Origin of the sequence: Streptomyces venezuelae (assembly GCF_008642355.1) — a bacterium.
Taxonomy (GTDB): domain Bacteria; phylum Actinomycetota; class Actinomycetes; order Streptomycetales; family Streptomycetaceae; genus Streptomyces; species Streptomyces venezuelae_B.
The window spans coordinates 3,218,137-3,233,870 of record NZ_CP029193.1; the positions used below are offsets into that span (position 1 = coordinate 3,218,137).

Genomic DNA, 15,734 nt, shown 5'->3' on the forward strand with positions numbered 1-15,734 from the left:
TAACGCCGCGGCACGGGGTCTCCGGCCGGGTTCGACGTTATGCCGCGGTGAGGGAAGAGCGGACAGCTTTCCGCCATTTTCAACGGTTCCACTGACAGATGGCCTGTCCGGCCCGCTCGGCCTGTCCGGCCGCACCGCGAAGAAGCGTCAGCGAGCGCCCGGGCACGGTTGTCCACCGTTCTCCCCGGGCGCAGGACGGGGGCACCTATGCCCCCGCGGGATATCGCGCTGATCACGGGTCAAGGCTATCGCTCCGGACCGGGGAGCCGTCATGAGCCGTATGTGTACAAAAGCGGGGCCCGAACTTTGACACTCTGCACAGTGCCGTCGGCCACCCGTCCCTCTCGCCCCTCTTGGCAAAGGGCCACCGTGCGGGCACGTTGACCCTGGGGGTCCGCGCGGACGGCCCCCGCCCGCCCGAGGGGAGCGCAGCGACATGGCAGCCAAGATCCTGATCGTGACCGGCGACGCCGCCGAGTCCCTGGAAGTCCTCTACCCCTACCAACGGCTCCGCGAAGAGGGCTACGACGTCCACATCGCGGCCCCGGCCCGCAAGACCCTGCGCTTCGTGGTCCACGACTTCGAGCCGGGCTTCGACACGTACACGGAGAAGCCGGGGTACACCTGGCCGGCGGACCTCGCCTTCTCCGAGGTCGATCCCGGCCAGTACGCCGCTCTGGTGATCCCCGGCGGCCGGGCCCCCGAGTACCTCCGCAACGACCCGGAACTCCGCAAGATCCTCAAGTCGTTCTTCGACGCGGACAAGCCGGTGGCCCAGATCTGCCACGGCCCGCTCCTGACCGCGGCGATCGGCGGCCTCAGCGGCCGCAGGGTCACGGCGTACCCGGCCCTGGAGATCGACATGCAGACGGCCGGCGCGACCTTCCAGGACGCGGAGGCGGTGGTGGACGGCACCCTGGTCTCGGCCCGCGCGTGGCCGGACCACTCGGGCTGGATGAGGGAGTTCCTCACGGTGCTGAGGGCGAAGGCACCGGCGCAGTGAGGCACCCGTAGGAACCCGGTTCGCATCCCCGGCGGCCCGCGGCCCGGCGGCCGCCGGGCCGCCCCCCGGCCGGCCACCGGTCCCCCGCGGCCACCACCGTCAGGCGACGAGCCGTTCGGCCACGTCCACCGCTTCCGCGAGGGTGTCGACGACGGGGACCCCGGCGAGCTCCAGACTGGCCCGACTGTGCGACCCCCCGGTGTACAGCACGGCCTTCGCCCCCACGTGTTCAGCGGCGACGGCGTCGTCGACCGCGTCCCCGACCACCACGACCCGCCCCACGTCCACGGACTCGCTCAGGGCGTCCAGATGCCGCACCATCCGCTCGGCCTTGCCGGCGTGCGATTCGTCCGTACGTCCGTCGATCCGCACGAAGTACTCGTGGATACCGTGCCGACGCACGATCGGTACGAGCCGCTCGTGCGGGGCGAGCGACAACAAGGACTGCGTACGTCCATCGGTCTGCCGCCCGGCCAGCAACTCGGCGGCCCCTTCGGCCAGCCCGCAGACATCGGCCCGCGCCCAGTAGTGCTTGTGGAAGACGGCGTCCATGACCCGCCACTCGGCGTCGGTGGGCAGCCGCCCCATCAGCCGCTCGTAGAACCGGGGAATCGGGACGCAGTACAGATCGCGGTACCGCTCCAACGTGATGGCTTCGAGCCCGAGCTCGGCGAATGAGGCGTTGGTCGCCTCGATCACCGCATGGATGTCATGCAGCAAGGTCCCGTTCCAGTCCCACACGATATGCGCCCCGCGCAGCAGCTTCCCCATCCCAAGAACCTACCCGTCACGCCGGGGCCACCCGCAACCGAAATCCGGGGCCGCCCCGCCCGGGCCGGCCCGCCGGATCAACCGGCGATCAGCCCGGGGATCTCCTGCGTGGCGAACCAGAGCAGCTCGTGGTCCTCGACCCCGTCCACCACGAACCGCGCGTCATCGTCGCCCTGGTCCGCCGCCCCCAGCGCCGAAGCCGCCGCCGCCACGTCCCCCTCCGCGTCCCCGGAGTCCACGTGCACGGCCGCCGCCTTGGCCAGCGGCAGCGCATCGGCGATGCGCACCTCACCGAGCGCCCCGCGGTCGAGCCCCCGGTCGGGGTCGGCCACGGCTGCCCCGTCCGGCACGTCCGCCGCGACGACGACCCGCCGCCGCGCCGCCCCCGGATCCCCGGCGATCAGTCGCAACGACGCCGCGGCGGCCCGGTTCAACGCCGCGTACTCCAGCTCCTCGATGTCGTCCGAGACGTACCACTCCCGCAGCGCGGGCGTCACGGCGTAGGCGACCAGCGGCCCGGGCCCCAGCTCCCCCGCCTCGTGCGCCTCGGCGAGCCGGGGCAGGGTCAGAGGAACGTAGACGCGCATGGCTGACCGCTTTCGTCGGTGTCCGCACGCGGGCGGATCAGGTGGCTCGGAAGACCTCCAGGATACGTGCGGGAGTCCCCCATCGAGCTCCCCACCCACGCCCCCCGGCCGTCAACCGCCACCCCTCGCCCTCACCCGCCCCGCCCCCGCGTTCCCGCGCCTCCGACCCCCCGCACCCCCCGGATAGGTGAACCCGCACCCCACCCTCAGGCCCGGCCCGTGCCCCTTGCCTCCCCGCCCTTCGCGCCCGTAGAAGATCCCCAGCAAAAGTTACCCACCGGTACCGCCCACCAGTGCCCCACCCGGCAGAGGAAGAGGCCCCCATGCGCAAGGTGATGACAAGGCCCCGCCCCCGCCCGACCACGACCCGCCCACCCGCGGGCCGCCCCCCGACCCGAAGGGACTCCCGCACACCCCCCTCCCGCACGAGCCCCCCGGTACCCCCGTCCCGCCCGATCCCGGCCCAGCCACCCCCGCACCCCACGGAGGTCTTCGCGGAGCGCCTCGTCCTGGTCCTCAGCGGCCAGCGCCCGATGCACTGGGTGGCTCGTCACATCGCCAACACCGCGTTCGACGAGCTGGCGCGCCTGGCGGAGCTGAGGCCGCTCTGCACGGACGGCCACCGCCCCACCATCCACCGCATCGGGCACTACCAGCCGCACCCCGAGACGTACGAGGTGTTCGTCCGCATCGCGGCGGGCCCGAGACTGCGCGCGCTGGCGTTCCGCCTCACGCTGGGAGCGGATCGCAAGTGGCGCTGCACAGCGGTGGAAACAGGAACGCCCCACACCTAGCCACACCTAGCCACACCCGGCAGCACCCGGCCGACACGACGAAAGAGGGGCCGGACAGAAGTCCAGCCCCTCCACTCACGTCACAGCGACAGCGACAGCGACACCGCTACTTCTTGCGGCGCCGGCCACCCTTCTGAGCCTTGCGCCGCTCCGCCCGGGTCATGCCGTCCGACTCCGACCGGACCCCGGAGCCGTCCGTGACGAAGTCGCCCTCGTCGACGCCGCCCTCGGCGTTCGGCGCCTGGAAGTGCAGCCGGTCGGGCCGCTGCGGGGCCTCGAGGCCCTTGGCGTGGATCTCCGGCCGCGAACCGCCCGACCCCGCGGGAACCGCGTCCTGGACGCCGCCCTTCGTCAGCGAGGGAGCCGCGTCGTCGACCGGGACCTCCTCGACCTGCTGCTCGACCTGGACCTCCAGGTTGAACAGGTAGCCGACGGACTCCTCCTTGATGCCCTCCATCATGGCGTTGAACATGTCGAAGCCCTCGCGCTGGTACTCGACCAGCGGGTCCTTCTGCGCCATGGCACGGAGGCCGATGCCCTCCTGGAGGTAGTCCATCTCGTAGAGGTGCTCACGCCACTTGCGGTCCAGGACCGAGAGAACGACCCGCCGCTCCAGCTCACGCATGATGTCGGAGCCGAGCTGCGCCTCACGCGCCTCGTACTGCTCGTGGATGTCTTCCTTGATGGACTCGGAGATGAACTCGGCGGTGAGGCCCGCGCGGTCACCCGCCTCCTCCTCGAGCTCCTCCACCGTGACCTTGACGGGGTAGAGCTGCTTGAACGCGCCCCACAGCCGGTCGAGGTCCCACTCCTCGGCGAAGCCCTCCGCGGTCTCCGCGGAGATGTACGCGTCGATCGTGTCGTCCATGAAGTGCGTGATCTGCTCCTGCAGATCCTCGCCCTCCAGGACGCGCCGCCGCTCGCCGTAGATGACCTCGCGCTGCCGGTTCAGGACCTCGTCGTACTTGAGGACGTTCTTACGCGTCTCGAAGTTCTGCTGCTCGACCTGCGACTGGGCGGACGCGATCGCGCGCGTCACCATCTTGTTCTCGATCGGCACGTCGTCCGGCACGTTGGCCATCGACATCACGCGCTCGACCATCTGCGCCTTGAACAGACGCATCAGGTCGTCGCCGAGCGACAGGTAGAACCGCGACTCGCCCGGGTCGCCCTGACGGCCGGAACGACCGCGCAGCTGGTTGTCGATGCGACGCGACTCGTGCCGCTCCGTGCCCAGCACGTACAGCCCGCCGAGCTCCTTGACCTCTTCGAACTCCGCCTTGACGGACCGCTCGGCCTTCTCCAGGGCGGCGGGCAGCGCCGCGGCCCACTCCTCGACGTGCTCGACGGGGTCGAGGCCGCGCTGGCGCAGCTCCGCCTCGGCGAGGTCGTCGGGGTTGCCGCCGAGCTTGATGTCGGTGCCTCGTCCCGCCATGTTCGTGGCGACGGTGACGGCGCCCTTGCGGCCGGCCTGGGCGACGATGGTCGCCTCACGGTCGTGCTGCTTCGCGTTCAGCACTTCGTGCTGGATGCCGCGCTTGGACAGCTGCTGCGAGAGGTACTCCGACTTCTCCACGGAAGTCGTGCCGACCAGGATCGGCTGGCCCTTCTCGTGCTTCTCCGCGATGTCGTCGACGACGGCCGCGAACTTCGCGACCTCGGTGCGGTAGATCAGGTCGGACTGGTCGGCGCGGACCATGGGCCGGTTCGTCGGGATCGGCACGACGCCCAGCTTGTAGATCTGGTGGAACTCGGCGGCCTCGGTCATCGCCGTACCGGTCATTCCGGAGAGGCCGCTGTCGTAGCCGTCGCGCTTGTAGAGGCGGAAGAAGTTCTGGAGGGTGATCGTCGCGAGGGTCTGGTTCTCGTCCTTGATGTCCACCCCTTCCTTCGCCTCGATCGCCTGGTGCATGCCCTCGTTGTAGCGGCGGCCGGCGAGGATACGGCCGGTGTGCTCGTCGACGATCATGACTTCGCCGTCGATGACGACGTAGTCCTTGTCCTTCTTGAAGAGTTCCTTCGCCTTGATGGCGTTGTTCAGGTAACCCACCAGAGGCGTGTTCACCGACTCGTACAGGTTGTCGATGCCGAGCCAGTCCTCGACCTTGCCGACACCGGACTCGTGGATGGCGACGGTGCGCTTCTTCTCGTCGACCTCGTAGTCCCCGGTCTCCTCGATGCCCTTGAGCTGGTTGCCGGGCTCACCCCTGGTGAGGCGGGTGACCAGCTTGGCGAAGTCGCCGTACCACTTGGTGGCCTGGTCGGCGGGGCCGGAGATGATCAGCGGCGTACGGGCCTCGTCGACGAGGATCGAGTCGACCTCGTCGACGATCGCGAAGTTGTGGCCGCGCTGGACGAGCTCGTCCTTGGACCACGCCATGTTGTCGCGGAGGTAGTCGAAGCCGAACTCGTTGTTCGTGCCGTACGTGATGTCGCAGTTGTACTGCTCGCGGCGCTGGGCCGGCGTCATGTTGGCCAGGATGCAGCCGACGGTCAGACCCAGGAACTTGTGGACGCGACCCATCATCTCGGAGTCGCGCTCAGCCAGGTAGTCGTTGACCGTGATCAGGTGGACACCCTTGCCGGACAGGGCGTTCAGATACGCCGGCAGGGTACCGACGAGGGTCTTGCCCTCACCGGTCTTCATCTCGGCCACGTAGCCCATGTGCAGCGCGGCGCCGCCCATCATCTGGACGTCGTAGTGCCGCTGGCCCAGGACGCGCTTGGCGGCCTCGCGGACCGTAGCGAAGGCCTCGGGCAGCAGGTCGTCGAGCGACTCGCCGTCGGCGTAACGCTCCTTGTACTCCTGGGTCAGCGCGCGCAGCTCGGCGTCGGAGAGGCTGACGAAGTCCTCTTCGATGGAGTTGACCTGGTCCGCGATGCGGTGCAGCTTGCGCAGGATCTTGCCTTCGCCTGCACGCATGATCTTCGAGAGGACGGACACGGGGGTTGGTCTCCTTGCCGGTCGGGCCTGGCATGGTCGGTTTTACTCGTCGGGCAACGGCCATCGTATGCGAGGACCGGGCCGCGCCGGGAGGTGTGCCATGAGGTCAACGGACGAGGAGTGCCGAAGGTGCCGGGTCCGACCCACGAGTGGCCCGTGCGGGGTGATCGCCAAAGCCGGTAAAACGCTGGATCCGTGCGCGCCGCCCCAGCAGAATCGTTTGATGGAGCCCGTCACCCTCACCACCGAACGTCTGTTCCTGCGCGCCTTCACGCCCGAGGACGCCGACGAGACCTACGCGGCCTGTCAGGACCCGGACATCCAGCGCTGGACGACCATCCCGTCGCCGTACACGCGCGTGGACGCCGACACCTTCATCAACCGCGTGGTCCCGGACGACTGGCGCAACGACGTGGAGTACACCTTCGCCGTGCGCCCCCGGGAGGGCGGCCCGCTGCTCGCCGCCGCCAGCCTGCACCACCCGCGCTCGGGCACCTGGGAGGTCGGCTACTGGACGGCCAAGGAGCACCGGGGCCGCGGCTACATGACGGAGACCGTGCTCGCCCTCGCCCGCTGGGCGTTCACGGAGTTGCGCTGCACCCGTCTGGAGTGGCGCGCGGAGGTCGGCAACCTCGGCTCGCGGGCCGTCGTGGAGAGGGCCGGGTTCACGGTGGAGGGCGTGCACCGCGCGGGGTTGCTCAACAAGGGCACGCTCCGTGACTGCTGGGTCGGTTCGCTGCTCCCGTCGGACATCGGAGTGCGCTCGCCGCACCCGTACCTGCCCGCGAAGGCGGACAAGACCGGCGCGGGAAGGCGAGAGAAGGCCGGCTGTCAGTGCCTCCCCCTATCGTTCGGACCATGACGAGCCTGCCGAGTCCCGCCATCGACCTCTCCGCCGACGAGGCCCGCCGGATCGCCCTGCGCGCGCAAGGGTTCCTGGGCGCCCCCGACCGCAGGTCCGGCGTGCGAGGCGTCCTGCGCCACCTCGGCGCCGTCCAGCTCGACACGATCTCGGTCCTGGCCCGGTCGCACGAACTCATCCCGTACGCACGCCTGGGCGCCGTCGGCCGCGACACGGTGGAGGCGGCGTACTGGACGGAGACCCACGCGTTCGAGTACTGGTCGCACGCCGCGTGCATCCTCCCCATCGAGGAGTGGCCGCACTTCGCCTTCCGCCGCCGCGCCTACCGCACCCGCCCCCAGTGGCACCACGACCTTCCCTCGGGGGCGTACGACCAGGTCATCAAGCAGCTGCGCGCCGAAGGACCGCTCACCGCGACGGAGTTGGGCGGCGCGAAGAACAAGGGCGAGTGGTGGGACTGGTCCGAGTCGAAGATCGCCGTCGAGCGGGCTCTGATGTACGGCGAGGTGGTGTGCACGGAGCGCCGCTCCTGGAAGCGGGTGTACGACCTGGCGGAGCGCGCCGTCCCGGACACGCTGCTCCACGACGACCTGGACGACGCCGAGTGCCTGCGCCGCCTGGTCCGCCTGGCGGGCGAGGCGCTGGGGGTCGGCACGCGCGCGGACATCGCGGACTACCACCGCCTGAAGGGCGAGCAGTTCGACGCGGTGGTCGCGGAGTCGGGCCTGGTCCCGGTGACGGTGCAGGGGTGGGACAAGCCGGCCTGGGCGGATCCGAAGGCCCTGGAGACGACGCCGCGCGGCCGCCACCGCACCACGCTGCTCTCCCCCTTCGACTCGCTGATCTGGGAGCGGGCGCGCACGGAGCGGATCTTCGGCTTCACCCACCGCCTGGAGGCGTACGTGCCCAAGCCCAAGCGGATCCACGGCTATTTCGCGATGCCGCTGCTCGCCGGCGGCCGGCTCCTGGGCCGGGTCGACCCGGCGCGCGAGGGCAGCACGCTGGTGGCCAGGCAGGTGTCCCTGGACTCCCCGAAGGCGGTCGCGCCGATGGCGCAGGCGCTGCTGGAGGCGGCGTCCTGGGTGGGCTGCGACGCCGTACGGGTGGAGCGCGTCGACCGCCCCGAACTGACGGCCGACCTGGTGCGGGCGCTCACCTGATCTCGAGGATCTTCTCCCGCATCGCGTAGACGACGGCCTCCATCCTGGAGTGCAGCTGCAGCTTCTCCAGGATGTTGCGCACGTGGTTCTTCACGGTGTTCTCGGAGATGAACAACTCCTTGGCGATGTCCCGGTTGTTCATCCCGGTGGCGACGAGCTTGAGCACTTCGAGCTCCCGGTCGGTCAGCCGGGGCGCGGGGACGAGCCGCCGCTCGTCCGTGCGCTGGATCATCGACTTGAACTCGGTGAGCAGCTTGGACGCCATCGAGGGGCTGATCTGCGACTGCCCGTCGGCCACCGCGCGGATCGCCGTGGCGACCTCGTCCGTGGAGATCTCCTTGAGGAGATAGCCGGTCGCGCCCGCCTTGATGGCGTCGTACAGGTCGGCTTCCTCGTCGCTGATCGTCAGCATGATGATCTTCGCGCTGGGCGCCACCTCCTTGATGGAGGTGCACGCCTCGATGCCGCCGCGCTTCGGCATGCGTACGTCCATGAGCACGATGTCGGGCAGCAGATCCGCGGCCTTGTCCACCGCCTCCGCGCCGTCGCCCGCCTCTCCGACGACCTGGATGTCCTCCTCGGCGGCGAGAACGATCTCCAGGCCCCGGCGGAAGAGGGCGTGGTCGTCCACCACAAGGACCCTGATGGGCTCCTTGCGTGGGGCGCCCGCATCCGTGCCGATGCCGGTGCCGTCCCGGGCACTTTCGTGACGCATCGGTCCGAAGCTGTCCGCCATCGTTCCTCCCCCATGAAGGCCCGCGGCCTGTTGTGCCTCTGCTGCGCCAACGCCAGGCGGCAGCACACCGGTTGACCGGCCCGCCCATGATTTCATGCCCGGCGCCGGTGCGGTGCGCGCAGTGGGCGCACGGTGGTGCCCCTGGGGGCGCACAGGCGCTCCAGGGGCACCACCACGGTGTCGGGAGGGGTATCGGCGATCAGCCGCCGAGGGCCCCGCCCCCGCCACCCGACCCGGCCTTGGCGACCATGGGGTCGGTGTTCAGGCGGATGACGCCGTAGTCGTACGCGTGCCGCCGGTAGACGACGCTGGGTTCCTTGGACTCGGAGTCGACGAACAAGTAGAAGTCGTGTCCGACCAGTTCCATCTCGTAGAGCGCCTGGTCGAGCGACATGGGGGCCGCGACGTGTGTCTTCTCGCGGACCACGAGGGGGCCTTCGCCCTGGATCTCCAGGGAGCCGATCCTCTTGACGGGCACGCCGTCCGGCTCTTCCTCACGGACGACGGTGCCGTCTCCGTTGAGAGTCGCCGCGTCCGGCACCCGTTCGGCCACTTCGGCGGCCGAAAGCCTGCCGTTGCCTCGCCGGTTGTGGCGCTTCTCGTGCTGCTTGCGCAGTCGTGCGTCGAGCTTGGCGGTGGCCAGGTCGAGCGCCGCGTAGGGATCGGCTGCCGAGGCCTCCGCGCGGATCACGGGTCCGCGCCCGCGGAGGGTGATCTCCACCCGGTCGGAACGGTCGGCCTGTCGCGGGTTGGTTTCCTTGGACACCTCGACGTCGAGGCTGATCACCTTGCCGTCGAGCTTCTGGATCTTGTCCAGCTTCAGCTTCTCGGCCACGTGCTTGCGGAACCGCTCGGGCACCTCGGTCTTGCGGCCCTTGACGACGATGTCCACGCAGAACTCCGTTCCCGGATCGCCCCGCTTCGGCTGCGGAGCATCTCCCTTTTGCACCAGACTCCGGTGACTCCCGGAGCCTCGGACTAGGTGACGTCCACCTCCTCCTCCCCCGCGGGGAAGATCTCCACCCCACCGGCCCGAGTGATTGCGGAAATCCCGCGGACCGGCATTCCGATATACGAGGTCCGGCGTTCGCCTTTCCTCATACAACCGAACATATCTCGCCCGGGCGGATGTCGTCACCCTCTACTGACGCATACCTCCATTCAGGTGTATCAACCCTCTCACCACCTGCAACGATGCAAGTTCTCAATCAGTTCCGGTTTATTTCGAAAGAATCCGGTGGTGCGGCGACAACGGCCGCACTGATCGCGTTGAGGCAGCCCGGAACGGGACTTCGCTCGACCCCCGTTACGAGGCCCCGCACAGCCTCTGCTCCCGTGTTCTCCTCCATGTGGAGGGCACGTAATGCACGGGCGGCCTCCGCCAAAGAGGCACCGGTCGTCATGAGGTCGTCCACGACCACAAAGCGGCCACCACCTCCCAGCAACCGTCCGCCACCGGCGGTCACCTCCAGGGCGCCCGCCAGATTGGCCTGCCGCTGCCGGGAATCGAGCCCCGACTGGTCGGCCACCGCGCGCCGTTGACGCAGCACCGCGAGCACCCGCGCCGGAACACCTGCCCGCCGCAGCTCACCCGCCGCGGCGAACGCGATCCGCCGCACCGGGTCGTGCCCGCGGGCCCGCACAGCGGCCCGCGACGAGGGCACAGGCACGAGCGACACCGGCATCACACGCCCCTGTGGGCCATCCTGTGTGCCGCCTACCCCACTTCGCGCCCCCGTATCACCCGAAGGCGGGGTTTCGCCCCGCAGACCGGCCCACACAGCTCCGGCCAGCGCCGCACCGAGCGGCCCCGCCAGCCCGAGGGCTCCGCGCTCCTTGTGCGCGAGCAGCACGGCCCGCCCCGCGTCCTCGTACGGCACAGCCGCGAACACCACCGGCAGCCCCGCCGGCGCCGGATCCGGCCGCACCCGGCGCGGCACGGCTCCGCTCAGAGCGGCACGGCACGCGGCACACAGTGCCGCGCGAGGCCTCCCGCAGCCTCCGCACTCGGTCGGCAACACCAGGTCGGTGAGGTCCTGCCACCACCCCCGCATGACCCCACTGTGCCAAGGGCGGGACGGGGCGACCACCCCTGTGGACAACTGAGGACACCTGCCTGTGGACAACCGAAGGACCATGTCGGACACCCACGAGACGATCCCGCGTCATGCCTGGCAGGCCGCCACCTCACCCGCGTCACACCGGACAGGCCGCCACCTCACCCGCGTCATGCCGGACAGGCAGCCGTCTCACCCCGGATAGACCGGCGCCAGCCCTTCCTTCACGACCGTCTGCCACTGCGACCCCGTCGGCAGCCGCACGATCCCATCGTCCGAGTGCGCCAGCAGCGGCTGCCGCTCGTCCTCGGACGCCGCGATCTCCTGGACCCCGGTCAGGCCGGGCAGCGCGGTACCCGGAAGCACCGACCCGTCGCACTGGACGTACCGGATCTGCTGGACCCCGCCGGTCTCCCGTCCGACCACCACGAGCCGGCTCCCGCCCGCCCACGACATGGCCGTGACCTCTTCCATCTGGGGGGCCGCCGGAGTCGGGTCGAGGACGGAGATCTCCGGCCGCTCCCCCTTGCGCGTGTCCCGGTCCGCGCGCCCGATCCACAGGGATGTCTTGTGGTCCTTCTCCACGAGGAAGGCGATCCGCACCCCGTCGGCCGACACCCGCACCTCGCGGATGTGCCCGTCCAGGGCGGGAACCTCGACCTCGACCGGCTCGCCCGAGCCCTGTTCGAGCCAGAGCAGCCGGGGCCGCTTCGGATCCCGGTCGGCCACCCACAGATTGCCCCTGCCGTCCCAACTGGGCGTGGAGAGGCGGTCCTTCTCCGACTTCGCCTTGCTGCGCAGCCGCACCTTGCCGAGCGTCTCGTCGGCGAGCAGCGACCCCGTGTACAGCGCTTTGCCGTCGAGGGACACCCCCGCCGCACGCTGCTCGTCACGCGAGACCGCGGCCGAGCGCAGCGGCTGGTCACCGGTGCCGAGGACGCCCGTCACCGGCTCGGGGTCGTCCGAACCCCCGGCGTTGGCCGACATCCGCACCAGCCGGTGCTTCTCGTCGACGAAGTACTGGTACCCGGGCCGGTCCGTGCTGGGATGGGACGCGACGGTCTCGGCGCGCTCCTGGCTCAGCACACAGAGCATCGAGCCGTTCGAACGCTGCAGCGTGACCTGCTCGACGCCAGAGGGCGTCAAGTCCCGGAGAGTGAACAGCAGTTGAGCCGCCATCTCCTTGCACTTCGTCTGCCCGGTGCCGTCGGACCGGCTGTTCAGCTGCACCGTCAGCCGGTTCTGGTCGTCCAGCGTCAGCGATTTGTCGGGGTCCTTGAGCTCCGTACCGCTGCGGAAACTCGAAAGCACCACCGGCCGCAGCCAGTTCGTCGGCCCCTCCAGGAGCGTCTTCACCGTCTGCGTCAACGGATCGATGCGCTGGCGGATGTACACGGGGTCCGCGACGAGCCCCGTCCGGCCGCTCACACCCGCCCCGGTGGGCCCCGCGAAGTAGTACTTGTTCACGGACCGGTAGATCCGCTGGAAGTCCGACTCACCGAGCACCACACCGGGCGGCGGCTTGTCGATCCGCCACTCCTTCCCGCCCGGCCCGCCGCTCTGGCTGAGGTGCACGGACTGCGTGTACGCAGCGTCCTCCGGCCGGTACGCGTGCTGGGCGTCGACCCGCGCGACCTGCCGCCCGGTCAGGGAGTAGCGACGACTGCCGTCGCCCTCGTTGCCCGCGTTGCCCGCGTCCGTGTTGGGACCGTCGGCGAGCACCGTCGTGGACTCCTCCGGGTCCCACTCCCGCGACGCCTTCTTCGTCAGGTACTTGCGCGCCATCGCGAACTGCGGATCATCGCTGGTCAGGGCCTCGAGGAAGCCTTGGACGATCTCTATCGGACGGGCGCCCTCGCGCGGCGGCAGCGCGTAGACACGGACCTGCGACTGCGAGTCCGGTCGCTGCGAGGCATCGACGGACTTCAGGTTCCCGCTGTCCGGCATCGAGGCACAGCCCGCCAGGAGGGCCCCGCAGCCGGCGAGGAGGAGCCCCGTGCGCAATGGACGTCCGCGGCCGCGCCGCGCCCTGTGGTCAGCGCCCACGCGCGTTCCCCTCTTCCCTGTCCGGGCCCGCGATCGGCCCCGGCTCCTCGGCACCGTCCCCACGTGTCCCGTTCACCTCATCCGGCTCACCGGCCGGCTCGCCGTCCACCGGCCGGCGCGGCACGACCCTCGATCCGTTGCCCGGCAGCGCCGCCGGGTCGACGGGTCCCGCGTGCAGGAGCCGCGGGGGTATGGGCCCCTTCGCCGGTACGGGCGGCGGCACCCTCTCGGACGCCGCCGCAACCGCCTGCGCGGGAACCGTGGCCAGCTTGCCCGCGCCCCCGGCCGGCAGCCCCGCATCGTTCAGGCCCCGGCGCCTGCGCGAGTCGTCGGGCTCCAGCGGTATCGGCGAACCCCGCAGCGGCTCGTCCGCCGTCCTCGGCAACGTAAGCCTGAACTGCGAACCCCCGCCCGGTTCGCCCCACGCCTGCAGCCAGCCGCCGTGCAGCCGCGCGTCCTCCAGGGCGATGGACAGCCCGAGCCCCGTACCACCGGTGGTACGCGCGCGCGCCGGGTCCGCCCGCCAGAAGCGGCTGAACACCCGCGTCGCCTCGCCGGGCTTCAGACCCACTCCGTAGTCCCGCACCGCGACGGCGACCGCGCCGCCCGCGGCGGCGAGCCGCACCACGACGTCCTTGCCCTCGCCGTGCTCCACGGCGTTGACGACGAGATTGCGCAGCACCCGCTCCACACGCCGCGCGTCGGCCTCGGCGACCACGGGCTGCTGGTCCCCCACGACCCGTATGTGCGTGCCCTTGCGCTCGGCGAGCATCTCCGCACCCCCGACCACCCGGCGCACGACCTCGCGGAGGTCTATCGGCTCGGCCTCCAACGCTGCCGCTCCCGCGTCGAACCTGCTGATCTCCAGCAGATCGGCGAGCAGCGACTCGAACCGGTCCAGCTGATCGGCGAGCAGCTCGGCCGACCGCGCGGTCACCGGATCGAAGTCGACCCGCGCCTCGTGGATGACGTCGGCGGCCATCCGGACCGTCGTCAACGGCGTCCGCAGCTCGTGCGACACGTCGGACACGAACCGCCGCTGCATCCGCGACAGCTCCTCCAACTGCTGGATCTTCAGCTGGAGGTTCTGCGCCATCTTGTTGAAGGCCTCACCGAGCCGCGCGATGTCGTCCTCTCCGGTGACCTTCATACGTTCCTGAAGGCGCCCGGCGGAGAGCCGCTCGGCGATGCCCGCGGCCATCCGGACCGGCGTGACGACCTGGCGCACCACCAGCCACGCGATGGCCCCGAGAAGCACCACGACGAACAGCCCCGCGGTCGCGAGGGTCGTCCTGACCAGGTTCAGCGACTCCTCCTCCTGCGTCAGCGGAAAGAGGTAGTACAGCTGGTACGGATCACCGTTGAGGTCGTTGAGGCGCTTGCCGATCACCAGTCCCGAGTGCGGCTCCCGGCCGTCGTCGTAGACGATCCGCGTATTGGCCTGGTAGACGCCCGTGCCGTTGTCGACCTGGCGGCGCAGCTCCTCCGGCACGCTCAGGATCGGCTCCACACCGCCCGAGGCGCGCGAACCCCGCACGCTCCCGGAGTCACCCGCGGAGGTCGGGCTCAGCGTCACGACGGCGAAGGCGTTCTGCCCACCACTGGACAGCTGCTCGACCAGGTCCGACATCCACACGGCGGCATTGCGCCCGTCGGCCGTACTGCCGTCCTGGCCCTGCCCCTGCCCCGCGCTCTGCCGCGCGGCATTGACGCTGTCCTGCGCCGCCCTGAAGCCACCGTCGGCCTGGCTCTGCGACGCCTTCACCTTGGCCTTGAGCAGGCCGTTGTTGACCGAGCTCATGACGGCGAAGCCGAGCATGAGCACCACGCCGAGCGACATCAGCAACGTCGTCGCGACGACCTTCAGCTGGATGTTGCGCCGCCACAGCCGCACGGCGGGCAGCAGGGGACGGCGCACCCAGCGCACGAAGAGCCGGAGCACAGGACTGCCCTGCACCCCGCCCTGCAGCAGCAGCCCGCCGTCGACGAGCCGCCCGAACCCGGACGAGCGCCGTCCCGGTCCAGTCCGCCCCGAGCGAGCCCCCGAACCCCCGGGAGTCGTGGGAGAACTGTCCCGGGACATGTCAGCTCGGTCCGGCCTTGTAACCGACACCACGGACGGTCACCACGATCTCCGGCCGCTCGGGGTCCCGCTCGACCTTGGACCGCAGCCGCTGGACGTGCACGTTCACCAGCCGGGTGTCCGCCGCGTGCCGGTAGCCCCAGACCTGCTCGAGCAGCACCTCACGCGTGAACACCTGCCACGGCTTGCGCGCCAGCGCCACGAGCAGGTCGAACTCCAACGGCGTCAGCGCGATCGACTGCCCGTCCCGCTTCACGGAGTGCCCCGCCACGTCGATGACCAGGTCACCGATGGCCAGCTGCTCGGGAGCAGGCTCCTCCGACCTCCGCAGCCGCGCCCGGATCCGGGCCACGAGCTCCTTCGGCTTGAACGGCTTGACGATGTAGTCATCCGCCCCCGACTCCAGACCGACCACCACATCAACGGTGTCGCTCTTGGCCGTGAGCATCACGATCGGCACTCCGGACTCCGCCCTGATCAGGCGGCACACCTCGATGCCGTCACGCCCCGGCAGCATCAAGTCGAGCAGCACAAGATCAGGCTTGGCCTCCCGAAAAGCAGCCAGCGCCTTGTCGCCATCAGCTACGAACGACGGCTCAAAACCTTCACCACGCAGCACAATCCCGAGCATCTCGGCCAGTGCGGTGTCGTCGTCGACGACAAGGACTCGTCCCTTCATGCCTGACATCAT

Annotated in this window: 13 protein-coding genes; 4 read left to right on the top strand and 9 right to left on the bottom strand. The window is 70.2% G+C overall.

Annotation, left to right across the window (positions count from 1 at the left end; translation table 11 throughout):
* Positions 1-436: 436 nt before the first annotated feature.
* Positions 437-1,003 (top strand): DJ-1/PfpI family protein, encoded by a 567-nt coding sequence (locus tag DEJ47_RS14875; RefSeq protein ID WP_150168568.1) that lies wholly within the window; start codon positions 437-439, stop codon positions 1,001-1,003.
* Positions 1,004-1,102: 99 nt separating this feature from the next.
* Here DEJ47_RS14875 and DEJ47_RS14880 read toward each other — a convergent pair whose 3' ends face one another.
* On the bottom strand, positions 1,103-1,774 hold the full coding sequence (locus tag DEJ47_RS14880) for an HAD family hydrolase (RefSeq protein ID WP_150168570.1): 672 nt from the start codon (positions 1,772-1,774) through the stop codon (positions 1,103-1,105).
* 77 nt (positions 1,775-1,851) lie between these two features.
* Positions 1,852-2,361 (bottom strand): DUF6912 family protein, encoded by a 510-nt coding sequence (locus tag DEJ47_RS14885; RefSeq protein ID WP_150168572.1) that lies wholly within the window; start codon positions 2,359-2,361, stop codon positions 1,852-1,854.
* A gap of 335 nt (positions 2,362-2,696) precedes the next feature.
* Here DEJ47_RS14885 and DEJ47_RS14890 point away from each other — a divergent pair, with 335 nt between their 5' ends.
* Positions 2,697-3,155: an Rv3235 family protein gene (locus DEJ47_RS14890; RefSeq protein ID WP_223828702.1), complete on the top strand. Its 459-nt coding sequence runs from the start codon at positions 2,697-2,699 to the stop codon at positions 3,153-3,155.
* Between the two features lie 106 nt (positions 3,156-3,261).
* On the opposite strand, the gene secA is transcribed toward DEJ47_RS14890, so the two are convergent.
* Entirely contained in the window at positions 3,262-6,099 is a 2,838-nt protein-coding gene (gene secA, locus DEJ47_RS14895) for a preprotein translocase subunit SecA (protein ID WP_150168576.1), read from the bottom strand.
* 223 nt (positions 6,100-6,322) lie between these two features.
* Between secA and DEJ47_RS36425 the strand changes: the two genes are divergently transcribed.
* Positions 6,323-6,961: a GNAT family N-acetyltransferase gene (locus DEJ47_RS36425; RefSeq protein ID WP_190415422.1), complete on the top strand. Its 639-nt coding sequence runs from the start codon at positions 6,323-6,325 to the stop codon at positions 6,959-6,961.
* Positions 6,958-8,121: a winged helix-turn-helix domain-containing protein gene (locus DEJ47_RS36430; RefSeq protein ID WP_190415424.1), complete on the top strand. Its 1,164-nt coding sequence runs from the start codon at positions 6,958-6,960 to the stop codon at positions 8,119-8,121. Before DEJ47_RS36425 ends, DEJ47_RS36430 begins: the two co-directional genes overlap by 4 nt.
* On the opposite strand, the gene DEJ47_RS14910 is transcribed toward DEJ47_RS36430, so the two are convergent.
* From DEJ47_RS14910 to mtrA, 6 genes are all read right to left on the bottom strand, one after another.
* Entirely contained in the window at positions 8,114-8,857 is a 744-nt protein-coding gene (locus DEJ47_RS14910; protein ID WP_150168580.1) for a response regulator, read from the bottom strand. The two genes, DEJ47_RS36430 and DEJ47_RS14910, sit on opposite strands and share 8 nt — an antisense overlap.
* Before the next feature lie 199 nt (positions 8,858-9,056).
* Positions 9,057-9,749, bottom strand: coding sequence for a ribosome hibernation-promoting factor, HPF/YfiA family (gene hpf / locus DEJ47_RS14915; protein WP_398339058.1), 693 nt, complete (start codon positions 9,747-9,749; stop codon positions 9,057-9,059).
* 316 nt (positions 9,750-10,065) lie between these two features.
* Positions 10,066-10,911, bottom strand: a complete 846-nt coding sequence (locus tag DEJ47_RS14920) for a ComF family protein (protein ID WP_150168584.1) — start codon at positions 10,909-10,911, stop codon at positions 10,066-10,068.
* 195 nt (positions 10,912-11,106) lie between these two features.
* Positions 11,107-12,960 (bottom strand): LpqB family beta-propeller domain-containing protein, encoded by a 1,854-nt coding sequence (locus tag DEJ47_RS14925; protein ID WP_398339055.1) that lies wholly within the window; start codon positions 12,958-12,960, stop codon positions 11,107-11,109.
* Positions 12,950-15,043: an MtrAB system histidine kinase MtrB gene (gene mtrB / locus DEJ47_RS14930; protein WP_150168586.1), complete on the bottom strand. Its 2,094-nt coding sequence runs from the start codon at positions 15,041-15,043 to the stop codon at positions 12,950-12,952. Before mtrB ends, DEJ47_RS14925 begins: the two co-directional genes overlap by 11 nt.
* A gap of 1 nt (position 15,044) precedes the next feature.
* Complete coding sequence (mtrA, locus tag DEJ47_RS14935) at positions 15,045-15,734, bottom strand: two-component system response regulator MtrA (protein WP_189176211.1); 690 nt, start codon at positions 15,732-15,734, stop codon at positions 15,045-15,047.

What these genes read in the sequence shown, in the direction of transcription:
- DEJ47_RS14885 (WP_150168572.1), bottom strand. Translation starts at nt 2,361, where the DNA reads ATGCGCGTCTACGTTCCTCTGACCCTGCCCCGGCTCGCCGAGGCGCAC.
- DEJ47_RS36430 (WP_190415424.1), top strand. Translation starts at nt 6,958, where the DNA reads ATGACGAGCCTGCCGAGTCCCGCCATCGACCTCTCCGCCGACGAGGCC.
- mtrA (WP_189176211.1), bottom strand. Translation starts at nt 15,734, where the DNA reads ATGATGTCAGGCATGAAGGGACGAGTCCTTGTCGTCGACGACGACACC.
- DEJ47_RS14920 (WP_150168584.1), bottom strand. Translation starts at nt 10,911, where the DNA reads ATGCGGGGGTGGTGGCAGGACCTCACCGACCTGGTGTTGCCGACCGAG.
- DEJ47_RS14875 (WP_150168568.1), top strand. Translation starts at nt 437, where the DNA reads ATGGCAGCCAAGATCCTGATCGTGACCGGCGACGCCGCCGAGTCCCTG.
- DEJ47_RS14880 (WP_150168570.1), bottom strand. Translation starts at nt 1,774, where the DNA reads ATGGGGAAGCTGCTGCGCGGGGCGCATATCGTGTGGGACTGGAACGGG.
- DEJ47_RS36425 (WP_190415422.1), top strand. Translation starts at nt 6,323, where the DNA reads ATGGAGCCCGTCACCCTCACCACCGAACGTCTGTTCCTGCGCGCCTTC.
- mtrB (WP_150168586.1), bottom strand. Translation starts at nt 15,043, where the DNA reads ATGTCCCGGGACAGTTCTCCCACGACTCCCGGGGGTTCGGGGGCTCGC.
- DEJ47_RS14890 (WP_223828702.1), top strand. Translation starts at nt 2,697, where the DNA reads ATGACAAGGCCCCGCCCCCGCCCGACCACGACCCGCCCACCCGCGGGC.
- DEJ47_RS14910 (WP_150168580.1), bottom strand. Translation starts at nt 8,857, where the DNA reads ATGGCGGACAGCTTCGGACCGATGCGTCACGAAAGTGCCCGGGACGGC.